We start from the raw sequence: 18,924 nt of genomic DNA on the forward strand, positions 1-18,924 counted from the left end.
ACTGTGAAAACTCTCTTTTTAACCTATTTTTTCACTATGATATTATCGATGCAAAATTAGCAAAAATAAGTCATAAAGAAAAGAAAAAACAACCTTTTATTTTTGTACAAAAAGAAAAATGATGTAATTTTGAAATCTCTTATTAATAAAGATTGAGTATCAGTGTGTTAAAACGGATAATAAATATAATTGTATGGGTTGCGATCAGCCTTTACCTTTTTCTTGTAATACTTCTACATCTACCTTATATTCAAGGAATTATTGGTTCTTGGACAGCCGATGCCTTGTCTAAAAAATTCGGTACTACAGTATCAATCGGACAGATAGACTTGGGTTTTGTCAATCGACTCATTGTTGACGATATTTGTATTTTTGACCAGAATAGGAAGAAAATGTTGAAGGTTTCAAGAGCATCTATAAAGATCAACATTATTCCACTAATTGAGAACCGAGTATCTATATCATCCATTCAATTTTTTGGAATGGAGGCCAATCTTTATAAAAAAAATAACAAAACTAAAACCAACTATCAATTTTTCATAGACTCCCTATCTAATAAAAAAAATAACGATAATAAATCTATTGATTTACAAATCAACTCTATTATTATAAGACATGGAGCAATTAGATATCGTTGTTTATCAGAAATCAACGAAAAAAATAGTTTTTCCTTAAATAACATTAATATAAAAAATATAAGCGGACATATAATTTTAGACAAATTCAGTAATGATTCTATAAATATTAAAGTAAAAAAACTATCATTAGAGGAACATTCTGGTATAAAACTAAAGAAGTTATCTTTCAAAGTTGCTGCAAATAAAACACATTTGGCATTAAATACTTTCAATCTAGAATTACCTTCCTCAAGAGTACATATAGACTCTATCGATGCTTCATACACATTAAAAAATGGTAGTATATACTTTCCTGCATTAAAGTTCAGAGGGAATATATCAGACTCGTACATAAGCCTTTCTGATTTTTCTTTTTATTTCCCAAAGATGAAGGGTTTCAAATATAAGATATTATGCCGTGCAGACATTTACGGCGTAGGAAAAAGTATATATATTAATAATCTATTGATAAATGAAAGTACAAATCTTTTCAATTTAAGTTCAACGATACGTGTTAATTTTTCATCCTGGTATATTGACAGATTTATATTTAAAACAAACAGCGATAATATAAAAACAATATGCAAGAAATTTCCTGATATTAAAATACCGAAAATGATCTCCAAACTAGGTAATATTAAGATTGTCGGAAAATCACAGTATAGAAATCATAATAAAGAAATTTCATTTTCTGGATGTATAAATACAGACATAGGTACAACAAACATTAGTTTAATACGTAATAAAAATACAACGAATGGAAAAATAACAACAAAAAATCTTAATATAAGAGAACTTACAGACGACACCAAATTCGGTGTCGTCAATACGCAATTATACTTTAATTCGTCACAAACATCACAAATAAAATTCAATGGGACCATTTCTTCCATTGATTATAACCAATATACATATCATGCATTAAAACTTAATGGCATATATGAGAACGACAAAATTACCGGAAAAGTAGAGATTAACGACCCAAATGCAAAAATAAAGTTAACCGGAAATGCCAGTTGTAGAAAAGGATATAATATATGTTATTTAAATGCTGATATAAAACACTTGTCACCTTCAGCTTTGCATTTGTCCGATAAATGGCCACATACCAGATTCAATTTGAATCTAACTGCCCACATAGAAGGAAATAATATTTCAAATGCAACTGGACAGATTCGTATATCTGATTTTTCCATGGTCTCTCCACAGGTAATCTACAAAATAGATTCCCTCTCCTTAAATGTAGATAAAACAGATAAATATAAAAATATTATTGTTACCAGTGATTTTGGTAACATATTCATGTATGGCGATATTAATTATAGCACTATTCCACACAGCATCATAGGATTAATCCACAGCAAACTTCCAACCATACCGTTATATACTAATATAAAAACAAAGCGGAACAACGATTTTAAGATAGAGGCCAACATAAACGATTCCAAATGGATTAATTTTTTGTTAGGAATTCCTATCGAGCTTCAAGCTCCGATAACTATAAACGGCGAAATATGTGATAAAAAAAATGAATTACAATTAGATTGCCAAATTCCTTCTTTTATTTACGATAATAAAAAATATAAAGATGTTAGACTTAGAGTAAATACTATAGATGGAATATTGAAGACATCCGTTATGGTAAAAAAAATATCAGACAAAGGAAATATCTTATCACTAGGTATAAAAGCTTCTGCTGTCAATAATGAACTTGATACGGAAATAAACATAAATGAAAATGAAAAACATCCGTTACAAGGAAAAATAAAAGCAAATACCTTTTTTTATAATAATGTTGAAGGAAAAGCCACAGCTAATATAAATATTAAAGAATCTGACATTCTTATAGAAGATACGGTATGGCATATCAAACCTTCAAATATTATCTACAACAAAAACTATATTGAAATAAATAATTTTTCTGTAGAACATGATAAACAATATATTTCCATCGCAGGCAAGACAACCAAAGAATTATCAGATTCCATATGCATGGACTTTAAAGATATCAATATAAATTATATTCTGGATATGGTAGATTTCCATTCAGTAGAGTTTGATGGTCTCGCATCTGGCAAGGCTTATATTAAAGGTGTATCCGGAAAGAAACCAGAGATTTATACTGACCTTATAGTTAAAGATTTCCTTTTTGAAAAAGGTCGGATGGGAACACTGTATGCAAAAGCCCAATATAACAACATTGAAGAAAAGATTGACATAAACGCTATAGCAAAAGACAAATCTGACAGTAAAACCATAATCATTGGATACATATCTCCCAAACAAAACTTTATTGATTTAGATTTAACAGCCCATAATACAAGAATTGAATTTATGGAAAGTTTCTGCAGTAGTTTCATGAAAGATGTCAATGCATATACCAATGGAACAGTAAAGCTTTCCGGACCTTTAAACAATATTAATATGACAGGCATGCTTATTGTAGATGGAACACTTGGAATAAGCAGTCTAAACACATATTATACTCTCAGCAACGATACAATCAGATTTATTCCAAATGAAATAGAATTCAAAAACGATAGTATATTTGACAGTAATGGTAATTATGGCCTTATCGAAGGAGGTGTGCATCACAAACATTTAACAAATCTGAGCTACGATTTATCCATAAAAGCCAACAATCTATTGTCATTCAATACAAATGGGAATAATGGTGATTCTTTCTATGGGACAGTATATGCCACTGGTAATTGTAAGATCAAAGGACGTAGCGGAGAAGTAACCATGGATATCAATGTCACTCCAGAAAGAAACAGTACGATTGTATATGACGTAAGTAGTATGAATAACATATCAACCAATGAATTCATACAATGGAAATCATCCTCCAGGGACAATATCACATCCATTGTTGATACATACGATACTGTCAAAGATACTGTTGAGAACATACAGACCACTTCTGATATGCGCCTTAATTTTCTAATTGATTGCAATCCTAATATAAACATAAAGATTTTGATGGATAAACAATCAGGAGACCATATAGCCCTAAATGGTAACGGTACACTCAGAGCAACATATTATAATAAGGGAACATTTGATATGTTCGGTAACTACATTGTTGATCATGGCATATATAAACTAACAATAAGAGATATAATAAAAAAAGAATTTACCTTTAGAAAAGGTGGAACTATAAAATTTGTAGGAGACCCATTTAATGCATCACTTGATCTTAATGCAATTTATGTTCTAAATGGAGTAAGCTTATCAGATTTAAATATTGGAAATTCTTTTTCAAACAACAACGTGAGAGTAAACTGTTTAATGAATATTACAGGAACTCCCAACAATCCAAAAGTATCTTTTGATTTAGATATGCCAACATTAAGCCATGACGCAAAACAGATGGTTTCTAGTGTCATAAATGCTGAAGAAGAAATGAATCAACAAGTATTGTATTTGCTTACAGTTGGACGTTTTTATAATCAAAACAGTAATAACAACTCTACCAGTGAAGGAACGACATATAGCCAGGCTTCACTTGCCATGCAAAGTATACTTAGCGGAACCATAAGTCAACAATTAAATAATATCCTTGGCAATATTATTAATAGTAATGATTGGAACTTTGGTGCTAACATCTCTACAGGAACCGAAGGTTTTAATGATGCAGAATACGAAGGAATTCTGTCTGGCAAACTATTAAATAATAGACTACTAATAAATGGACAATTCGGCTATAGAGACAATGCCAATGCAACAACAAGCGTCATTGGCGATTTTGACCTAAGATACCTACTTTTTCCTAATGGAAATCTTTCCATCAATGTTTACAATAAGACTAATGACCGTTATTTCACAAAGAACAGCCTTAATACACAAGGTATTGGTATCATTATGAAAAAAGATTTTAATGGAATAAGAGATTTATTCAAAAAAAGAAGAAAGAAATAGACATTTTAAATCAGAATATATTTAAATCTCGTATAAATCCAAATGGAAACAAAGCGTGCAATTATAGTAGGCGCAACCTCAGGTATAGGTTATGCAACAACAATGCTACTGATATCCAAAGGATGGACAGTTGGAATAGCAGGTCGAAAAGAAGATGTTCTCATATCAATGAAAAAACAACATCCTGGGATTATTGCTATACAACGTATAGACATAACATCAGACGATGCTACAGCATATCTAATGCAACTTATAGAAAAAACAGGTGGAATGGATCTATATATTCACAGTTCTGGTATTGGTTTTCAAAATATGTCATTAGATGCAGATAAAGAACTATCAACAATATCAACAAATGTTACAGGACTCACACGAATGATTAATTTTGTTTTCAAATACTTCTGCAACCATCCTAATAAAAAAGGTTTAATTGCAGTAATAAGCAGTATAGCTGGCACAAAAGGCCTTGGTGTTGCACCTGCATATTCAGCAAGTAAGAGATATATAAATACTTATCTGGAAAGCCTTACGCAATTGTGCACAATAAGAAACATAAAGAATATACACATTCTTGACATACGACCTGGATTTGTCAATACACCATTATTGAGAGACAGTCAATATCCTATGCAACTTGATGTAAACTTTGTAGCAAAGAAAATAATAAGAGCTATAGAAAATCGTAATTCTATAACTACTATAGACTGGAGATACCGTATTATTGTGTTTCTATGGAAACTTATTCCACGATGTATTTGGGTGAAAATGAAAATACACATATAAATTATATGTGAGTTTGATATAATTAATATGTCAGAACATTATGAGTAGATAAATGTTCTGACATATATAAAATACTATTTACATTTTTGGTAATATTCCATTAAATTTGCACGTGGTATACCTTGTTTTACCAAAAAATCCAAATCTTCACATGCTTCATCTTTTCTCTTTAAATTAATACGTATATTTGCTCTATTCAAACGATAATCTATATTAGATGGATCTAATGCTATCGCTTTGCTATAATCAAATTCTGCCGGTTCTAACATTTTACGATCTAATTCCATTCCTGCACGTGCCGCATATGCAACAGCACTGTCTGGATATAACTCAACAAGTTTATTTATTTGATCCATAGCTTCTGTGAAATGACGATCTTTATGATTAAGTAATGCAAGTCCAAGCCTTGCCTCAAAATGAAGAGGAACTATATTTATAAGACTTTCATAATCTAGACGTGCAAAATTATATCTATTTTGTTTTTCATTCACATATGCTCTATAAAACAATGCTGCAATATTATTCGGATCATGCCTTAAAACATAATCATACTCCTCTTGTGCATATTGCCATTGCTCTAATAATATGTTCCAACTTGCCTTTTTCAAACGAAGATCCAAAGAATCAGGTTTATAACTCAGAGCTTCCGTCGCTGCAGAAAGACTATCACGCAAAACTTGATAACTTTGTGCGGCAACTATTTTGAATATACATAATATGAATATTATCAGACAGAATACTTTCTTTTTCATGCCTGTATTTTTTATTCTATAAATAATCCTTTTATTTATTCTTAATATAACTTACAATCCATTCTCCGACTTCTCTTGTACCATAATGTGTTCCGCCATCAATCTGAATTTCCGGAGTTCGAATATTTGATTCCAAAGATTCATCTACAGCATCACGTATTAATTTACCTTCTTCCAGCATATTAAAATGTTCAAGCAACATAGCTACAGAAAGAATTTCCGCTAAAGGATTTGCTATATTTTTTCCAGTTGCTTGTGGCCATGATCCATGTACTGGTTCAAACACCGGAGTTCCACTACCAATAGAAGCAGATGGTAATAAACCCATTGAACCTGATATACAACTGCCTTCATCTGTAAGAATATCTCCAAAAGTATTTTCTGTTACCATTACATCGAAAAAAGACGGCTCTACAATCATTCTCATTGATGCATTATCCACAAACATATAATCCACATTTACTTCTGGGTACATCGGTTCCATCTCATGTGCTATCTGTCGCCACAAACGTGATGATGCAAGAACATTGGCTTTATCAACAACCGTAAGATGTTTTTTTCGTTTCATTGCATAGTCAAAACCAACCTTTAATATACGCTCTATTTCCGGTCTAGTATAATAATTAGTATCGTAGGCTTTATCATCATCTTGATATTTATCTCCAAAATACATACCACCTGTAAGCTCACGTATACAAATAAAATCAGCATCACGCACAAGCTCTTCTTTTAATGGTGACATATGAAGTAAACATCTGAAAGTTTGTATAGGGCGAATATTTGCATAAAGTCCAAGTTTCTTACGCATTGCAAGCAATCCTTGTTCTGGACGAATCTTTGCTGTAGGATCATTATCAAATTTCGGATGTCCAACAGCCGCAAACAATACGGCATCAGCATCTTTACATATCTGATAAGTTGTTTCAGGAAAAGGGTCTCCCACTTTATCTATTGCATCCGCACCACAAATAGCCTCATAATATGTAAATTCATGTCCGAATTTTTCCGCAATCGCATCCATTACAGCTATACCCTGTTTCATTATCTCTGGACCAATGCCGTCACCAGAAAGTACTGCAATATTCAATTTCATATTCTTACATTTTTCGATTAATTATTATATTCCTGTTCTTCAAACATATTAAGCATTTTTATTGTTGCTTTTATAGCAGCTTCAGTTTGGTCTGCATCAAGACCTCGTGTCCGTATCATTTTATCACCGAAACGCCATGTTATAACCGTCTGTACAAGAGCATCAGTACGACCTCCAGGAGGGATTGTAACAGCGTAATTCTCTAGAAGCGGAAATGTACGACCAAGCTTCTCCTTATATATCTTCCTTAACGACTTTACAAAAGCGTCATACTGACCGTCTCCTGTAGAATCCGCTTCATAAAGATTCCCATTTATCGCAACCTTTACACTTGCAAGAGGTTTCAAACCATATGCAAGGGAGACCATATAGCTTACCAATTTTATCTTATTTTCCGGGGCTGAATGTTTTAACACATCACTAACGATAAACGGTAAATCATCTTGAGTAACAATCTCTTTACGATCCCCCAGTTCTGTTATACGCTTTGTCACTTTTTTTGTCTGTTCTATGGTAAGCTCCAATCCTAGTTCTTTTAGATTTCGTGCGATATTAGCCTTACCACTATTTTTACCCAATGCATATTCACGTTTACGTCCGAAACGCTCTGGAATAAGATCATTGCAATACAGATTATCCTTGTTATCACCATCTGCATGTACACCAGCGACCTGTGTGAATACATTTTCACCCACAATAGGTTGATTCGGGGCAATAGCTATACCAGAATATCCTACAACAAGCCGACTTATATCATTTAACCGACTTTCTTTAATGTTTGTCTTGGCATGAAATTGATCTTTTAATATAGCCTGCACACTTGCAAGAGGTGCATTACCACAACGTTCACCTAATCCGTTAACCGTCACATGTAAACCTTTTGCACCACTAAGTACTGCTGCAAGAGAGTTGCTTACCGCTAAATCATAATCATTATGTGCATGAAAATCAAAATGAACAAACGGATAGCGTTTTATCATTTTTCTAAAAAACTCTATCACCTGAAGAGGATTAAGAACACCCAATGTATCAGGCAACATAAATCTCTTTATATTTGTATCTTTTAAAGCATCCATGATATGGTAAACATATTCTGGCGAATTTTTCATACCATTGCTCCAATCTTCTAAATAAAGATTCACGTCAATGCCTTTTCCTGCTGCATATTTCAAAGATCTCTTTATATCATCAATATGTTCTTGGGGAGTTTTATGCAATTGATGTGTACAATGTTTCAATGATCCTTTTGCAAGTAGATTTATCACCTTACATCCACAATCGCATATCCAATCTATAGACAGATTACCATCTACAAACCCTAAGACCTCCACCTTATTTAACATATCTATCTGATCAGCATAACGGCATATCATTTTTACAGCGTCTTTTTCTCCCTCAGAAACACGTGCAGAAGCAACTTCTATACGATCTACATTGATATCCTTAAGAAGCATTCTGGCCATCATCAACTTTTCATGTGGCAGAAAAGAAACCCCGCTTGTCTGTTCACCGTCTCTCAAAGTACAATCCATTATTTCAATAAATGGAGGTATTCTCTGAAAGGTTTTCACACTTGCCTCTCCCATTTTTCTATTTTGTCTTTATTTTGTAAAAGATAATCGATATCGTCAAGCCCATTCATAAGGCAATGTTTCTTATATGCATTTATTTCAAATATCTCATATCTGCCAGTAGCCGTATTAGTAACCTTCTGATTCGGAAGATCAACCTCTACTTCCATATTTGGATTTTTGTCTATTTCCTCAAAAAGTTCCTTTAGAAAGGAGTCTGAGACAACTACTGGAAGGACAAAATTATTAAGTTCATTCTGCTTGTGTATATCTGCAAAAAAACTACTAATCACAACTCTGAATCCATATCCTGCTATTGCCCACGCAGCATGCTCACGACTACTACCCGAACCAAAATTTTTTCCTGCTACCAATATACATCCCTTGTATTTCGAATCGTTTAATACAAAATCTTCTTTTAGAGAACCGTCCTTATTATATCTCCAATCTCTGAAAAGATTCTCTCCAAATCCTCTTTTGTCTGTAGCTTTGAGAAAACGAGCTGGTATTATCTGATCGGTATCAACATTTTCGAGTGGAAGCGGTACACAAGTACTTGTTATTATATTGAATTTCTGTTTCATATTTTGTTATCATTTTTCACATCAAACTTCTTGGATCTGTAATAATACCAGTAATTGCAGCTGCAGCAGCTACCAAAGGACTTGCCAATATTGTACGAGCTCCAGGGCCCTGCCGGCCCTCAAAATTACGATTACTAGTAGAAACTGCATATTTACCAGCAGGTATCTTATCATCGTTCATTGCAAGACATGCAGAACAACCTGGCTGGCGAATTGCAAAACCAGCATCTTCTAGAATTTTATCCAATCCCTCTTCCTTTATCTGTCTATCTACCGCCCATGATCCTGGGACCAACCAAGCTGTAATATTATCAGCTTTCTTCTTTCCTTTTACCATAGACGCAAATGCCCGGAAATCCTCAATTCTTCCGTTAGTACATGCCCCAAGGAAAACATAATCCACCTTATGGCCAATCAATTTCTGTCCGGGTTTAAATCCCATGTAGTCTAGAGATTTGAGGAAAGACATCCTTCCTGCATCATCTATTTCGTCTATACAAGGAATTGTTTCACTTATACCGATTCCCATTCCAGGGTTTGTTCCGTATGTTATACGTGGCTCTATATCTTCCGCGTCAAAATATAATTCTTTATCAAACACTGCATCATCGCCACTTTTTAATGTTTTCCAATAAGCAACAGCCCTATCCCAGTCTTCACCACTTGGAGCATACTCACGCCCTTTAATATATCTAAACGTAATATCATCCGGAGCGACAAGACCTCCACGTGCTCCCATTTCAATCGAAAGATTACATAGAGTAAGACGACCTTCCATTGACATGTTCTCTACAACAGGACCAGAATATTCCACAAAATATCCAGTTGCACCTGAGGTGGTAAGTTTTGACATCAGATATAGAGCTACGTCTTTTGCAGTAACACCCGTTGCCAACACACCATTTATATTAATTCTCATTGATTTCGGCTTCTGCTGTAATATACACTGTGACGCCATTACCATCTCGACTTCACTTGTTCCAATACCAAATGCAACAGCCCCCATTGCACCATGAGTAGATGTATGAGAATCTCCACATACAATAGTCATGCCTGGTAATGATAAACCTTTCTCTGGTCCTACCACATGTATTATACCATTATCCTTCGACATCATTCCAAAATGTGTCAATCCAAAATCCTTGGCATTTCTTGCTAAAGTATCCACTTGTTTTCTTGAGATCGGATCCTCTATTTCCTTATCTTGATCATGCGTTGGTGTATTATGATCTGGCATACAGAATATCTGCTTTGGTCTGAAACATTTTAAACCACGTTCCCTTAATCCTTCAAAAGCTTGAGGACTTGTCACCTCATGGCAATATAATCTATCTATATATAATTGTGTCGTTCCATCTTCCAAAAGTTGTACGACATGTTTGTCCCATATCTTATCAAACAATGTATTCATATATTATCTTTTAAATTTATTTATACAATCAATATAAGCCTCTACCGAAGCCGTCACGATATCAGTATTTGCTCCAAATCCATAATAAACATGTCCATTATATTCAACCTGCATATGAACCTTTCCTATATCATCAGAGCCTTTACTTATAGCCTGAATAGTAAATTCCTTTAATGTCATATGCTTCTGTATAATTTTCTTCAACGCACAAATTGCAGCATCAACCGGTCCATTACCAGTGGAAGCTTCCTCAAATTTTTGTCCGGAAATATCAAGTCCAATACTAGCAACACTTCTTACACCCATTCCAGTAGTAACCTGAAGAAAATCAAGTTTTACAGCACGGGTTTCTGCAATGTCAGCTCCAGCCAGCATAAGAATATCATCATCATTTACCTCTTTTTTCTGATCTGCCAATCTGAGAAATTTCTGATAGATTTTGTCAACTTTCTCATCATCGTCAACCTCCACTCCAAGAACGCTCAATCTGTATTTTAAAGCAGCTCTTCCTGAGCGGGCTGTCAGTACAATGGAATTGTCATCAAGTCCCACATCCTTTGGATTCATAATCTCATACGTTGACACATTTTTAAGAACACCATCCTGATGTATACCACTTGAGTGTGCAAACGCGTTTCTTCCAACAATAGCCTTGTTTGGCTGGACTGGCATATTCATCAAACTGGACACCATACGACTTGTTGGATATATTTTCGCTGTATTTATATTAGTCTCTATCTCAAGTTTATGACATTTCAATATCATTGATATCTCTTCCAAAGAAGTATTACCAGCCCTTTCTCCTATTCCATTTATGGTAACTTCAACCTGTCTTGCACCATTCAACACTCCACTGAGTGTATTTGCCGTAGCAAGTCCAAGATCATTGTGACAATGTGTCGAAATAATAGCCTTATCGATACAATCGACATGCTCCATCAGATATTTTATTTTATTTCCATATTCTTCCGGCAAGCAATAACCTGTCGTGTCAGGAATATTAACGACAGTTGCGCCTGCCCTTATTACAGCCTCAACCACTTTGGCAAGATATTCATTATCTGTACGTCCAGCATCTTCCGCATAAAATTCCACATCATCCACATAGCGTTTTGCATATTTAACAGCTGCGACTGCGCGCTCAAGTATTTCGTCTCTATTAGACTGAAACTTATATTTAATATGAGAATCTGACGTTCCTATTCCAGTATGAATTCTTTTATGTTTTGCATATTTCAATGATTCCGCTGCCACATCAATATCTTTTTCCACCGCTCTCGTCAAAGCACATATGACTGGCCATGTCACAGCTTTTGAGATTTCAATAACAGAATTAAAATCTCCAGGACTAGAAATGGGAAAACCAGCTTCAATAACATCAACACCAAGTTGTTCAAGCTGTTTGGCCACTTGTATTTTTTCTACCGTATTCAACTGACATCCGGGAACTTGTTCACCGTCACGAAGCGTTGTATCAAAAATGAATAATCGATCTGTCATATGTCAATGTATTATTAATTGTGATTATATTTTTTCAAAATCGCATATAAAACAAAAACCTTCCACACTTGGGTAAGTGAGAAAGGCTTGTTATTTACTTTACATACATATTCTTTCAGCAACATCCTACGACCTACCCTCTTCAACCAAATCTATTAGCTGAATAATAATTGTATGTAGAATATTCTGATATACTGTCATTGTACCTTATTTTTAATTGATTGCAAAGATAATCATATTATTTACAACAACAAACAATTTACCACTTTTTTAATCGAAAAAATTTCATTTTGCAATAAAACCAAATATTTTATATTAAATTTTGTTTGTATTGATTTATTTTCACCATTTAACAATCACAAAACACAATATACAAATAATAAAGCTTGTCTTATTCCTTTCATATCAAATATTTTGTAGTTTGAATAAATTAATCGTATCATTTTATGATAATTGTACGAAACCAATCACGCAATATTCCCCCAGATCTGTTTTGAGAATCAGAAATCATTATTATAGTCTGCGAACCATTTGACAATTTTGGGCCAAGACACATCCCTTCATAATTTGCCAATGAATGATTGAAAAGTGATAACTTTGTTGTCCACTTACACAACAGCGTCTTATGTAGTTCCGTTCCATAAAACAATTCTTTATTCTCTGTCAAATTTGTATTTTGGGGATCGACCAGATATAATTTACACAGAACATAAGCACCAATCATACTTTTCGGCACTCGAAATTCACGTTCTAATACAATAAGGGAACCATCATCAAGAGCTAAAAGTTCACTTACACCGTGAGCATAATATTTGCCAATATTATCAGACAAGGGCTTATCCAATCTATATAAGTATGTTGAAACAGGATATAAATCAGTATTAAATGCTTTAAGCCTGACTACAACCATTGTATCATTTGCCAATATAGCATACGCATCCGAATAAATATTTTCTGTGCATGTCCATAACAATCCAGTGTTCTCATTATATGTCAAAGACTCATATCCATAAGTTTTTGACTCCTTTTCCAACAGCAACTCCCTTCCTGTGAATGTCCCAACAGAGTCATATTCCATTATTCTCCCATCACGTTCTCCGACAATCAAAACAGTCTTACGTTCAGGAATATACGCGATACCTTCCGCATCACGGTTCGACACAGCTGAAGCGACAAATCCTTCATTCTCAACATTCACAATATTACCGTTTATAGAGTCTATATAAATCCTGAAAATAAAAAAACCATCCAATTCTGATTTATCACTAACAACAGCATACAAATCATCCTTCAAACGAGTTATTCCACTATAGTTTCCTGGCGGAATTTTCTTGCTGAACGATATTTGATCATTTATCTTTACACTTATTTGAGCAGACAAGCTGGGTGTCATAAGAAAAATAAACAAACTGATACATATTATTTTACAATAAATCTTCATTTCTAACCATCACTTTTTAGTGATACAAACTTACACAAATAATATCATACAACAATACCAATTTGTGAGTATTAATTTAATTTCACCGGATTTACAATAACCATTTGTTGGTAATATACCACAATCTGTTAACTAATGTTTTCTTAACTCAATTATTATAAGTACTTTTGTGTCACAAATAGAATAACCATCATAATATGAGACTTTCTGAATTGAAAACCGGAGAACGCGGTGTTATTGTAAAAGTAATCGGACACGGAGGCTTTCGCAAACGCATTGTAGAAATGGGATTTATAAAGGGCAAGGTTGTAGATGTACTTCAAAATGCACCTCTCCAAGATCCCGTGAAATACAAGGTTATGGGTTATGAAATCTCATTACGCCGTTCTGAGGCCAGCATGATTGAGATAATATCTGTCGAAGAAGCCAGACAATGGATTGATCAATATCCAAATTCTCAAGAACTTGGCATTGCAGATAAGTATGAAGACGAACAAGTAACATTAAGCGACAAACAATTGCATGATGCCGCACTAAAAAAACGCCGCATCATAAATGTAGCACTTATAGGCAATCCTAACTGTGGCAAGACTTCGCTGTTCAATTTTGCATCCGGTGCCCATGAGAAAGTCGGAAACTATTCAGGAGTGACGGTTGACGCCAAAGAAGGCCATGCAACATTTGAAGGTTATGAGTTCAACATAATCGATCTGCCCGGCACTTACTCACTATCGGCCTATTCTCCTGAAGAACTCTACGTGCGTAGGCAACTCATAGAAAAAACTCCTGATGTCGTGATAAATGTAATAGATACAAGCAATCTGGAGCGTAACCTTTATCTCACGACACAACTCATTGACATGCATCTCCGTATGGTATGCGCACTCAATATGTTTGACGAAGCAGAAAAAAGAGGAGACCATGTTGATTACACAAGACTAGGGCAACTTTTCGGAGTCCCAATGATACCAACAACATTTACATCTGGGCGTGGCGTGGAGCTTTTGTTCCACATTATAATAAATATGTATGAAGGACTTGATTTCCTTGACAACAAAGGAAATCTTAATCCGGAAGTTGCAGAAGAAATAAGACAGTGGCATCTACAATACGACAAAGAAAACAGTAATGACCATGAAGAAGATTTTGCAAGTGGTATTAAACCACGCAACAATGTGTTTCGACATATACACATAAATCATGGTACATATATTGAAGAGGGAATAGCTGACATACAAAAAGAACTGAAAAAGCCAGGAAATCCACGCCACCTTTATTCCACAAGATATTTAGCCATAAAACTTCTTGAAGGAGACAAGGAGGCTGAAAAATTACTGACCCCATACCACAATGTAGGAAAAATTCTCGAAGTGAGAGACAACGCTGTGGAAAACGTGAAATATTATACAAAAGAAGATTGTGAAACTGCCATAATGAATGCTAAATACGGTTTCATACATGGTGCGCTTCATGAAGCAAACTACGAAACCGGGAACAAAAAAGACACATACCAAACAACTCATATTATTGACAATATAATAACGAACCGTTATGTAGGTTTTCCTATATTCATCATACTTTTATGGATAATGTTTGAAGCAACATTCTCGCTCGGACAATATCCTATGGATTGGATTGAAGCTGGAGTGTCATGGATTGGTGAAACCGTAAAGACATATATGGCAGACGGACCTGTAAAAGATTTGATATGCGATGGTATAATTGGAGGTGTCGGGTCTGTTATTGTATTTCTTCCTCAGATCCTCATTCTGTATCTTTTTATATCTTATATGGAAGACTGTGGATACATGGCACGCGCAGCATTCATAATGGACAAACTAATGCATAAAATAGGCTTGCACGGCAAATCATTCATACCGCTTATAATGGGATTCGGATGCAATGTGCCGGCTGTCATGGCCACACGCACCATAGAAAGTCGCCGGTGTCGCTTCATCACAATGCTAATAACACCACTGATGAGCTGTTCTGCCAGACTCCCTATCTATATTATGATAACAGGCATTATGTTTCCGCATGCCTATCAGTCTGCCATAATGATGGCTCTGTACTTAACAGGCATTGTTATGGCTATTATAATGAGTCGCCTGTTCAGTCGTTTTCTTATAAAAGATGAAGACACGCCATTCGTAATGGAACTTCCTCCCTATCGTTTCCCTACCGGAAAGGCCATTGCCAGACACACATGGGAGAAAGGCAAACAATACCTGAAGAAGATGGGAGGTATAATTCTTGTGGCAAGTATTATTGTATGGGCGTTAAGCTATTTTCCACACGACGAAAGTCTCAACAGACAACAACAAGTGGAGCACAGCTATATTGGACAAATAGGAAAATCCATCGAGCCCATATTCCGGCCTCAAGGATTTGACTGGAAGCTTGACGTAGCAATCATATCTGGTGTAGGCGCGAAAGAAATCGTTGCATCAACAATCAACATATTATATTCATCAGGCATTGACACCAGCACCCCAGAAGAACCTGAAAACTCGGAATACGGACTCCTCAGACAGCAAATGATTGCTGATAACATTACCCCTCTCACAGCCATAAGCTTTCTAGTGTTCATCCTACTCTATTTCCCTTGTATAGCGACAATCGCTGCTATTAAAGGTGAAACAGGCTCGTGGAAATGGACAACCTTCGCAATGTTATACACAACAGCTCTTGCATGGATCACATCTGCGGCTGTATTCCAGATAGGTAAACTTTTCGGAATATGACAACAATGATTTTAACATAAAAGAAAAGACCATTATAAACAGACTGCATAAAATAATATTCCATAACAAGTATGCGATGCAATCCAAAAATAATATCTCTACTCATTTGTGGACTGATATATACAAATAACATATACGCCCAGAATCCTGTAGCCAACAGAGTGAAAGCTGCAGCGGAGAATCTGCCGGAAGGATGTGCTGTTGTAGCAAAATATACCGACAGTAAATACCACTGTCTTTTTTATACGATGCACAACCGTTTGTACAAATATGATGTAATGACCAATAGAAACACAGATGTCAACTTCACGCCATTTGCCTATTCATCCATATCTGCAACATACATAGCGCCCAAAGGAAAATATATATTCATCTGCATTGAGAGGAGTCCATTTTCTAAAACCTCACCGGAAAACAATCATGAGCTATGGAGAATAAGTCCGGACGGAAAAGAAAGTACAAAAATAGATGAAGGTCTGAATATACTTAAACGTAAAGGATGCTTTATTATAAAAAAAATCTCTCGTCTAAGAAAAATAAAAAATAAAAACGGAATAAAACAGCAATGGATGATGAGAGACCATTATTACGATTTAGACGGACACATCATATGGGCAAAGGATGAATATGAATATAGGAAATAGCAATCGCAAACGGTTTTCCACTAACACAATCTTTTTATAGTTGCATATATGCAATTATAAATATACATAACCTGCAACATCCTCATGCCATAATATTTTGAAACCAGATGAAAACATTTATGTACATATCAAAAAAATATAGGCTCTGTAGAAATTCAATGAGGATTGGTTTTATACATAAGGCATCACGTAATGAAGAAATACTTCCGATTATGCGGAGCCTGTATGAACAATGCTGTGCATCCTACGCGTAACGATAAATCAGTATTGCCACAACCGATAAATCCAAAGCACAAGAAGGACGCATGTTTCCGGTGTGTATCCTCAGCTGTCATGTCTACGTTTTTCGAGAAAACTCGGACGCCGTACTTACAGATTTTCTTGACTTTATTTTGACAAAATAAAGTCAAGAAAGAGATGTAAGGAAATGTTTAATACATCATAAGAAAAACCCGTTATGTCTTTATAACCTTATCGTATACCATGTTGCGTGATACCCGATAATCCATATTACATTCCGTTTATGCCCATTCTAGGCTCTGATTACGCCCGTATCATGGTGTGATATCGCACGTTTTAGCCTCTGAAACGGGCCATATCACGTACCCGAACGGTGCATTCCGTGTGACAAAAAATCGTCCATAAATATAAGTTATTGGTATACAACTTTTTGTGTGATATCATTATTTCTCGCGCATTTGCATCAAAAGGAAAGTCAAATTGCGAATTCTCGCTTATTTTTTGGGGTAGAACAGAAAACTCAGACGGAAAAATCGCATTATACTGAAAATTTGTAACAGCCCCGATTACTTTCCTTTCTGCTAATAACAGGTATCAAACATATACATTACAAGATATTTGTCCAAACAAATACCATCAGCTGATATATAGAAACTATTTTACTGTTACCTTACTATACTCTCTATATGTAAACCGTTAAACTAATAATACACCAAAAGAAAATACTTTCTTGTTCAGTTTACGGTAATGTGGAAACAACCCTGTTTCACCTCATACTTCACAAGACATCTTTTCTCGCGACGCAAGTCATTGAGAACTTCACTCAATACCCATTTCAATGTATCGTTTCTCACAACACGGCGTTTGGGGCCAGTCGGATCCTCCACAGTCTTATAGCGGTTGTAACATATATCAAATGTTGTGCCATAAAGATGACAGCTGTTCTCCGTTGCATTGCCATTATGACCACGCAATTTCTTTACATCCTCCTTACTGCGCAACACACTCGTAACAATAATTTTGTGAAGAGGAATACCCTTTATCTGCAAACTATCAAAAAAATTCCGCCCGATATCTTGCAACAGCACTGAAGCTTTCGGTACCAAATATGGTATGCTGCTATACAATTTATCAACATGAAAGTAAGGATTGCTTCCCACATACACAAGTTCCGCCTTCCGTCTTTCCGCATCAGCACGATCAATCACCGCATCGACACCATGTTTTTTTGCAGACAAAAGCTGTACATCATTCTGGTCAGGAAACGTGTTCCCAAAATGTGGAACACTATATATAGGATTTTTGGTAAGAGTACCATCCGATTTGAAAAAACGTGATTTTACGGCAGAAACAGTCCTTACTGTCACCTCTGCCTCAAATTCTTTTGATGGAACCTGCTGTTCATGACTGATACTCGGTGTTTTCATGTTACTGTTTGCTTTCGGTTCAGCTATCGAAGGGAACAGACAACGTATGAATGCGAGAAATATTACTATAAGCCCGAATACCTGTAAATATGTTTTTTTAGAAATCTTCATCGTAAATACAAAATCGCTGCAAAAGTAATATTTTTTCAGAACTTAACACAAATGTGTTACACAAAAAACACATATATTAACAACA

Annotated in this window: 12 protein-coding genes; 4 read left to right on the plus strand and 8 right to left on the minus strand. The window is 35.1% G+C overall.

What is annotated here, in order from left to right; translation table 11 throughout:
• The first annotated feature begins 164 nt into the window (after nucleotides 1-164).
• Complete coding sequence (locus tag WKT13_RS10670; RefSeq protein ID WP_340323860.1) at nucleotides 165-4,538, plus strand: translocation/assembly module TamB domain-containing protein; 4,374 nt, start codon at nucleotides 165-167, stop codon at nucleotides 4,536-4,538.
• A gap of 42 nt (nucleotides 4,539-4,580) precedes the next feature.
• Complete coding sequence (locus tag WKT13_RS10675) at nucleotides 4,581-5,321, plus strand: SDR family NAD(P)-dependent oxidoreductase (protein ID WP_340323861.1); 741 nt, start codon at nucleotides 4,581-4,583, stop codon at nucleotides 5,319-5,321.
• A gap of 74 nt (nucleotides 5,322-5,395) precedes the next feature.
• On the opposite strand, the gene WKT13_RS10680 is transcribed toward WKT13_RS10675, so the two are convergent.
• The 7 genes from WKT13_RS10680 to WKT13_RS10710 all read right to left on the minus strand — a co-directional run bounded on the left by WKT13_RS10680 (nucleotide 5,396) and on the right by WKT13_RS10710 (nucleotide 13,673).
• On the minus strand, nucleotides 5,396-6,073 hold the full coding sequence (locus WKT13_RS10680; protein ID WP_340323862.1) for a tetratricopeptide repeat protein: 678 nt from the start codon (nucleotides 6,071-6,073) through the stop codon (nucleotides 5,396-5,398).
• A gap of 31 nt (nucleotides 6,074-6,104) precedes the next feature.
• Nucleotides 6,105-7,166, minus strand: a complete 1,062-nt coding sequence (gene leuB, locus WKT13_RS10685) for a 3-isopropylmalate dehydrogenase (RefSeq protein ID WP_340323863.1) — start codon at nucleotides 7,164-7,166, stop codon at nucleotides 6,105-6,107.
• Between the two features lie 17 nt (nucleotides 7,167-7,183).
• Nucleotides 7,184-8,752, minus strand: coding sequence for an alpha-isopropylmalate synthase regulatory domain-containing protein (locus WKT13_RS10690; protein ID WP_340323864.1), 1,569 nt, complete (start codon nucleotides 8,750-8,752; stop codon nucleotides 7,184-7,186).
• Nucleotides 8,734-9,321 (minus strand): 3-isopropylmalate dehydratase small subunit, encoded by a 588-nt coding sequence (gene leuD / locus WKT13_RS10695; protein ID WP_298617815.1) that lies wholly within the window; start codon nucleotides 9,319-9,321, stop codon nucleotides 8,734-8,736. Before leuD ends, WKT13_RS10690 begins: the two co-directional genes overlap by 19 nt.
• Nucleotides 9,322-9,337: 16 nt before the next feature.
• On the minus strand, nucleotides 9,338-10,732 hold the full coding sequence (gene leuC, locus WKT13_RS10700; RefSeq protein ID WP_340323865.1) for a 3-isopropylmalate dehydratase large subunit: 1,395 nt from the start codon (nucleotides 10,730-10,732) through the stop codon (nucleotides 9,338-9,340).
• A gap of 3 nt (nucleotides 10,733-10,735) precedes the next feature.
• Complete coding sequence (locus WKT13_RS10705) at nucleotides 10,736-12,232, minus strand: 2-isopropylmalate synthase (protein ID WP_340323866.1); 1,497 nt, start codon at nucleotides 12,230-12,232, stop codon at nucleotides 10,736-10,738.
• 439 nt (nucleotides 12,233-12,671) lie between these two features.
• Nucleotides 12,672-13,673 carry an esterase-like activity of phytase family protein gene (locus tag WKT13_RS10710; RefSeq protein ID WP_340323867.1) on the minus strand — a complete coding sequence of 334 codons (1,002 nt, stop codon included), beginning with the start codon at nucleotides 13,671-13,673 and terminating at the stop codon, nucleotides 12,672-12,674.
• Nucleotides 13,674-13,870: 197 nt separating this feature from the next.
• On the opposite strand from WKT13_RS10710, the gene feoB reads away from it, so the two are divergent.
• On the plus strand, nucleotides 13,871-16,417 hold the full coding sequence (feoB, locus tag WKT13_RS10715; RefSeq protein ID WP_298617804.1) for a ferrous iron transport protein B: 2,547 nt from the start codon (nucleotides 13,871-13,873) through the stop codon (nucleotides 16,415-16,417).
• Between the two features lie 278 nt (nucleotides 16,418-16,695).
• On the plus strand, nucleotides 16,696-17,061 hold the full coding sequence (locus WKT13_RS10720) for a hypothetical protein (protein WP_298617802.1): 366 nt from the start codon (nucleotides 16,696-16,698) through the stop codon (nucleotides 17,059-17,061).
• Nucleotides 17,062-18,035: 974 nt separating this feature from the next.
• Here WKT13_RS10720 and WKT13_RS10725 read toward each other — a convergent pair.
• Nucleotides 18,036-18,839 carry a DUF5715 family protein gene (locus tag WKT13_RS10725; protein WP_298617800.1) on the minus strand — a complete coding sequence of 268 codons (804 nt, stop codon included), beginning with the start codon at nucleotides 18,837-18,839 and terminating at the stop codon, nucleotides 18,036-18,038.
• Nucleotides 18,840-18,924 lie beyond the last annotated feature (85 nt).

Origin of the sequence: Prevotella sp. HCN-7019 (assembly GCF_037890215.1) — a bacterium.
Taxonomy (GTDB): domain Bacteria; phylum Bacteroidota; class Bacteroidia; order Bacteroidales; family Bacteroidaceae; genus Prevotella.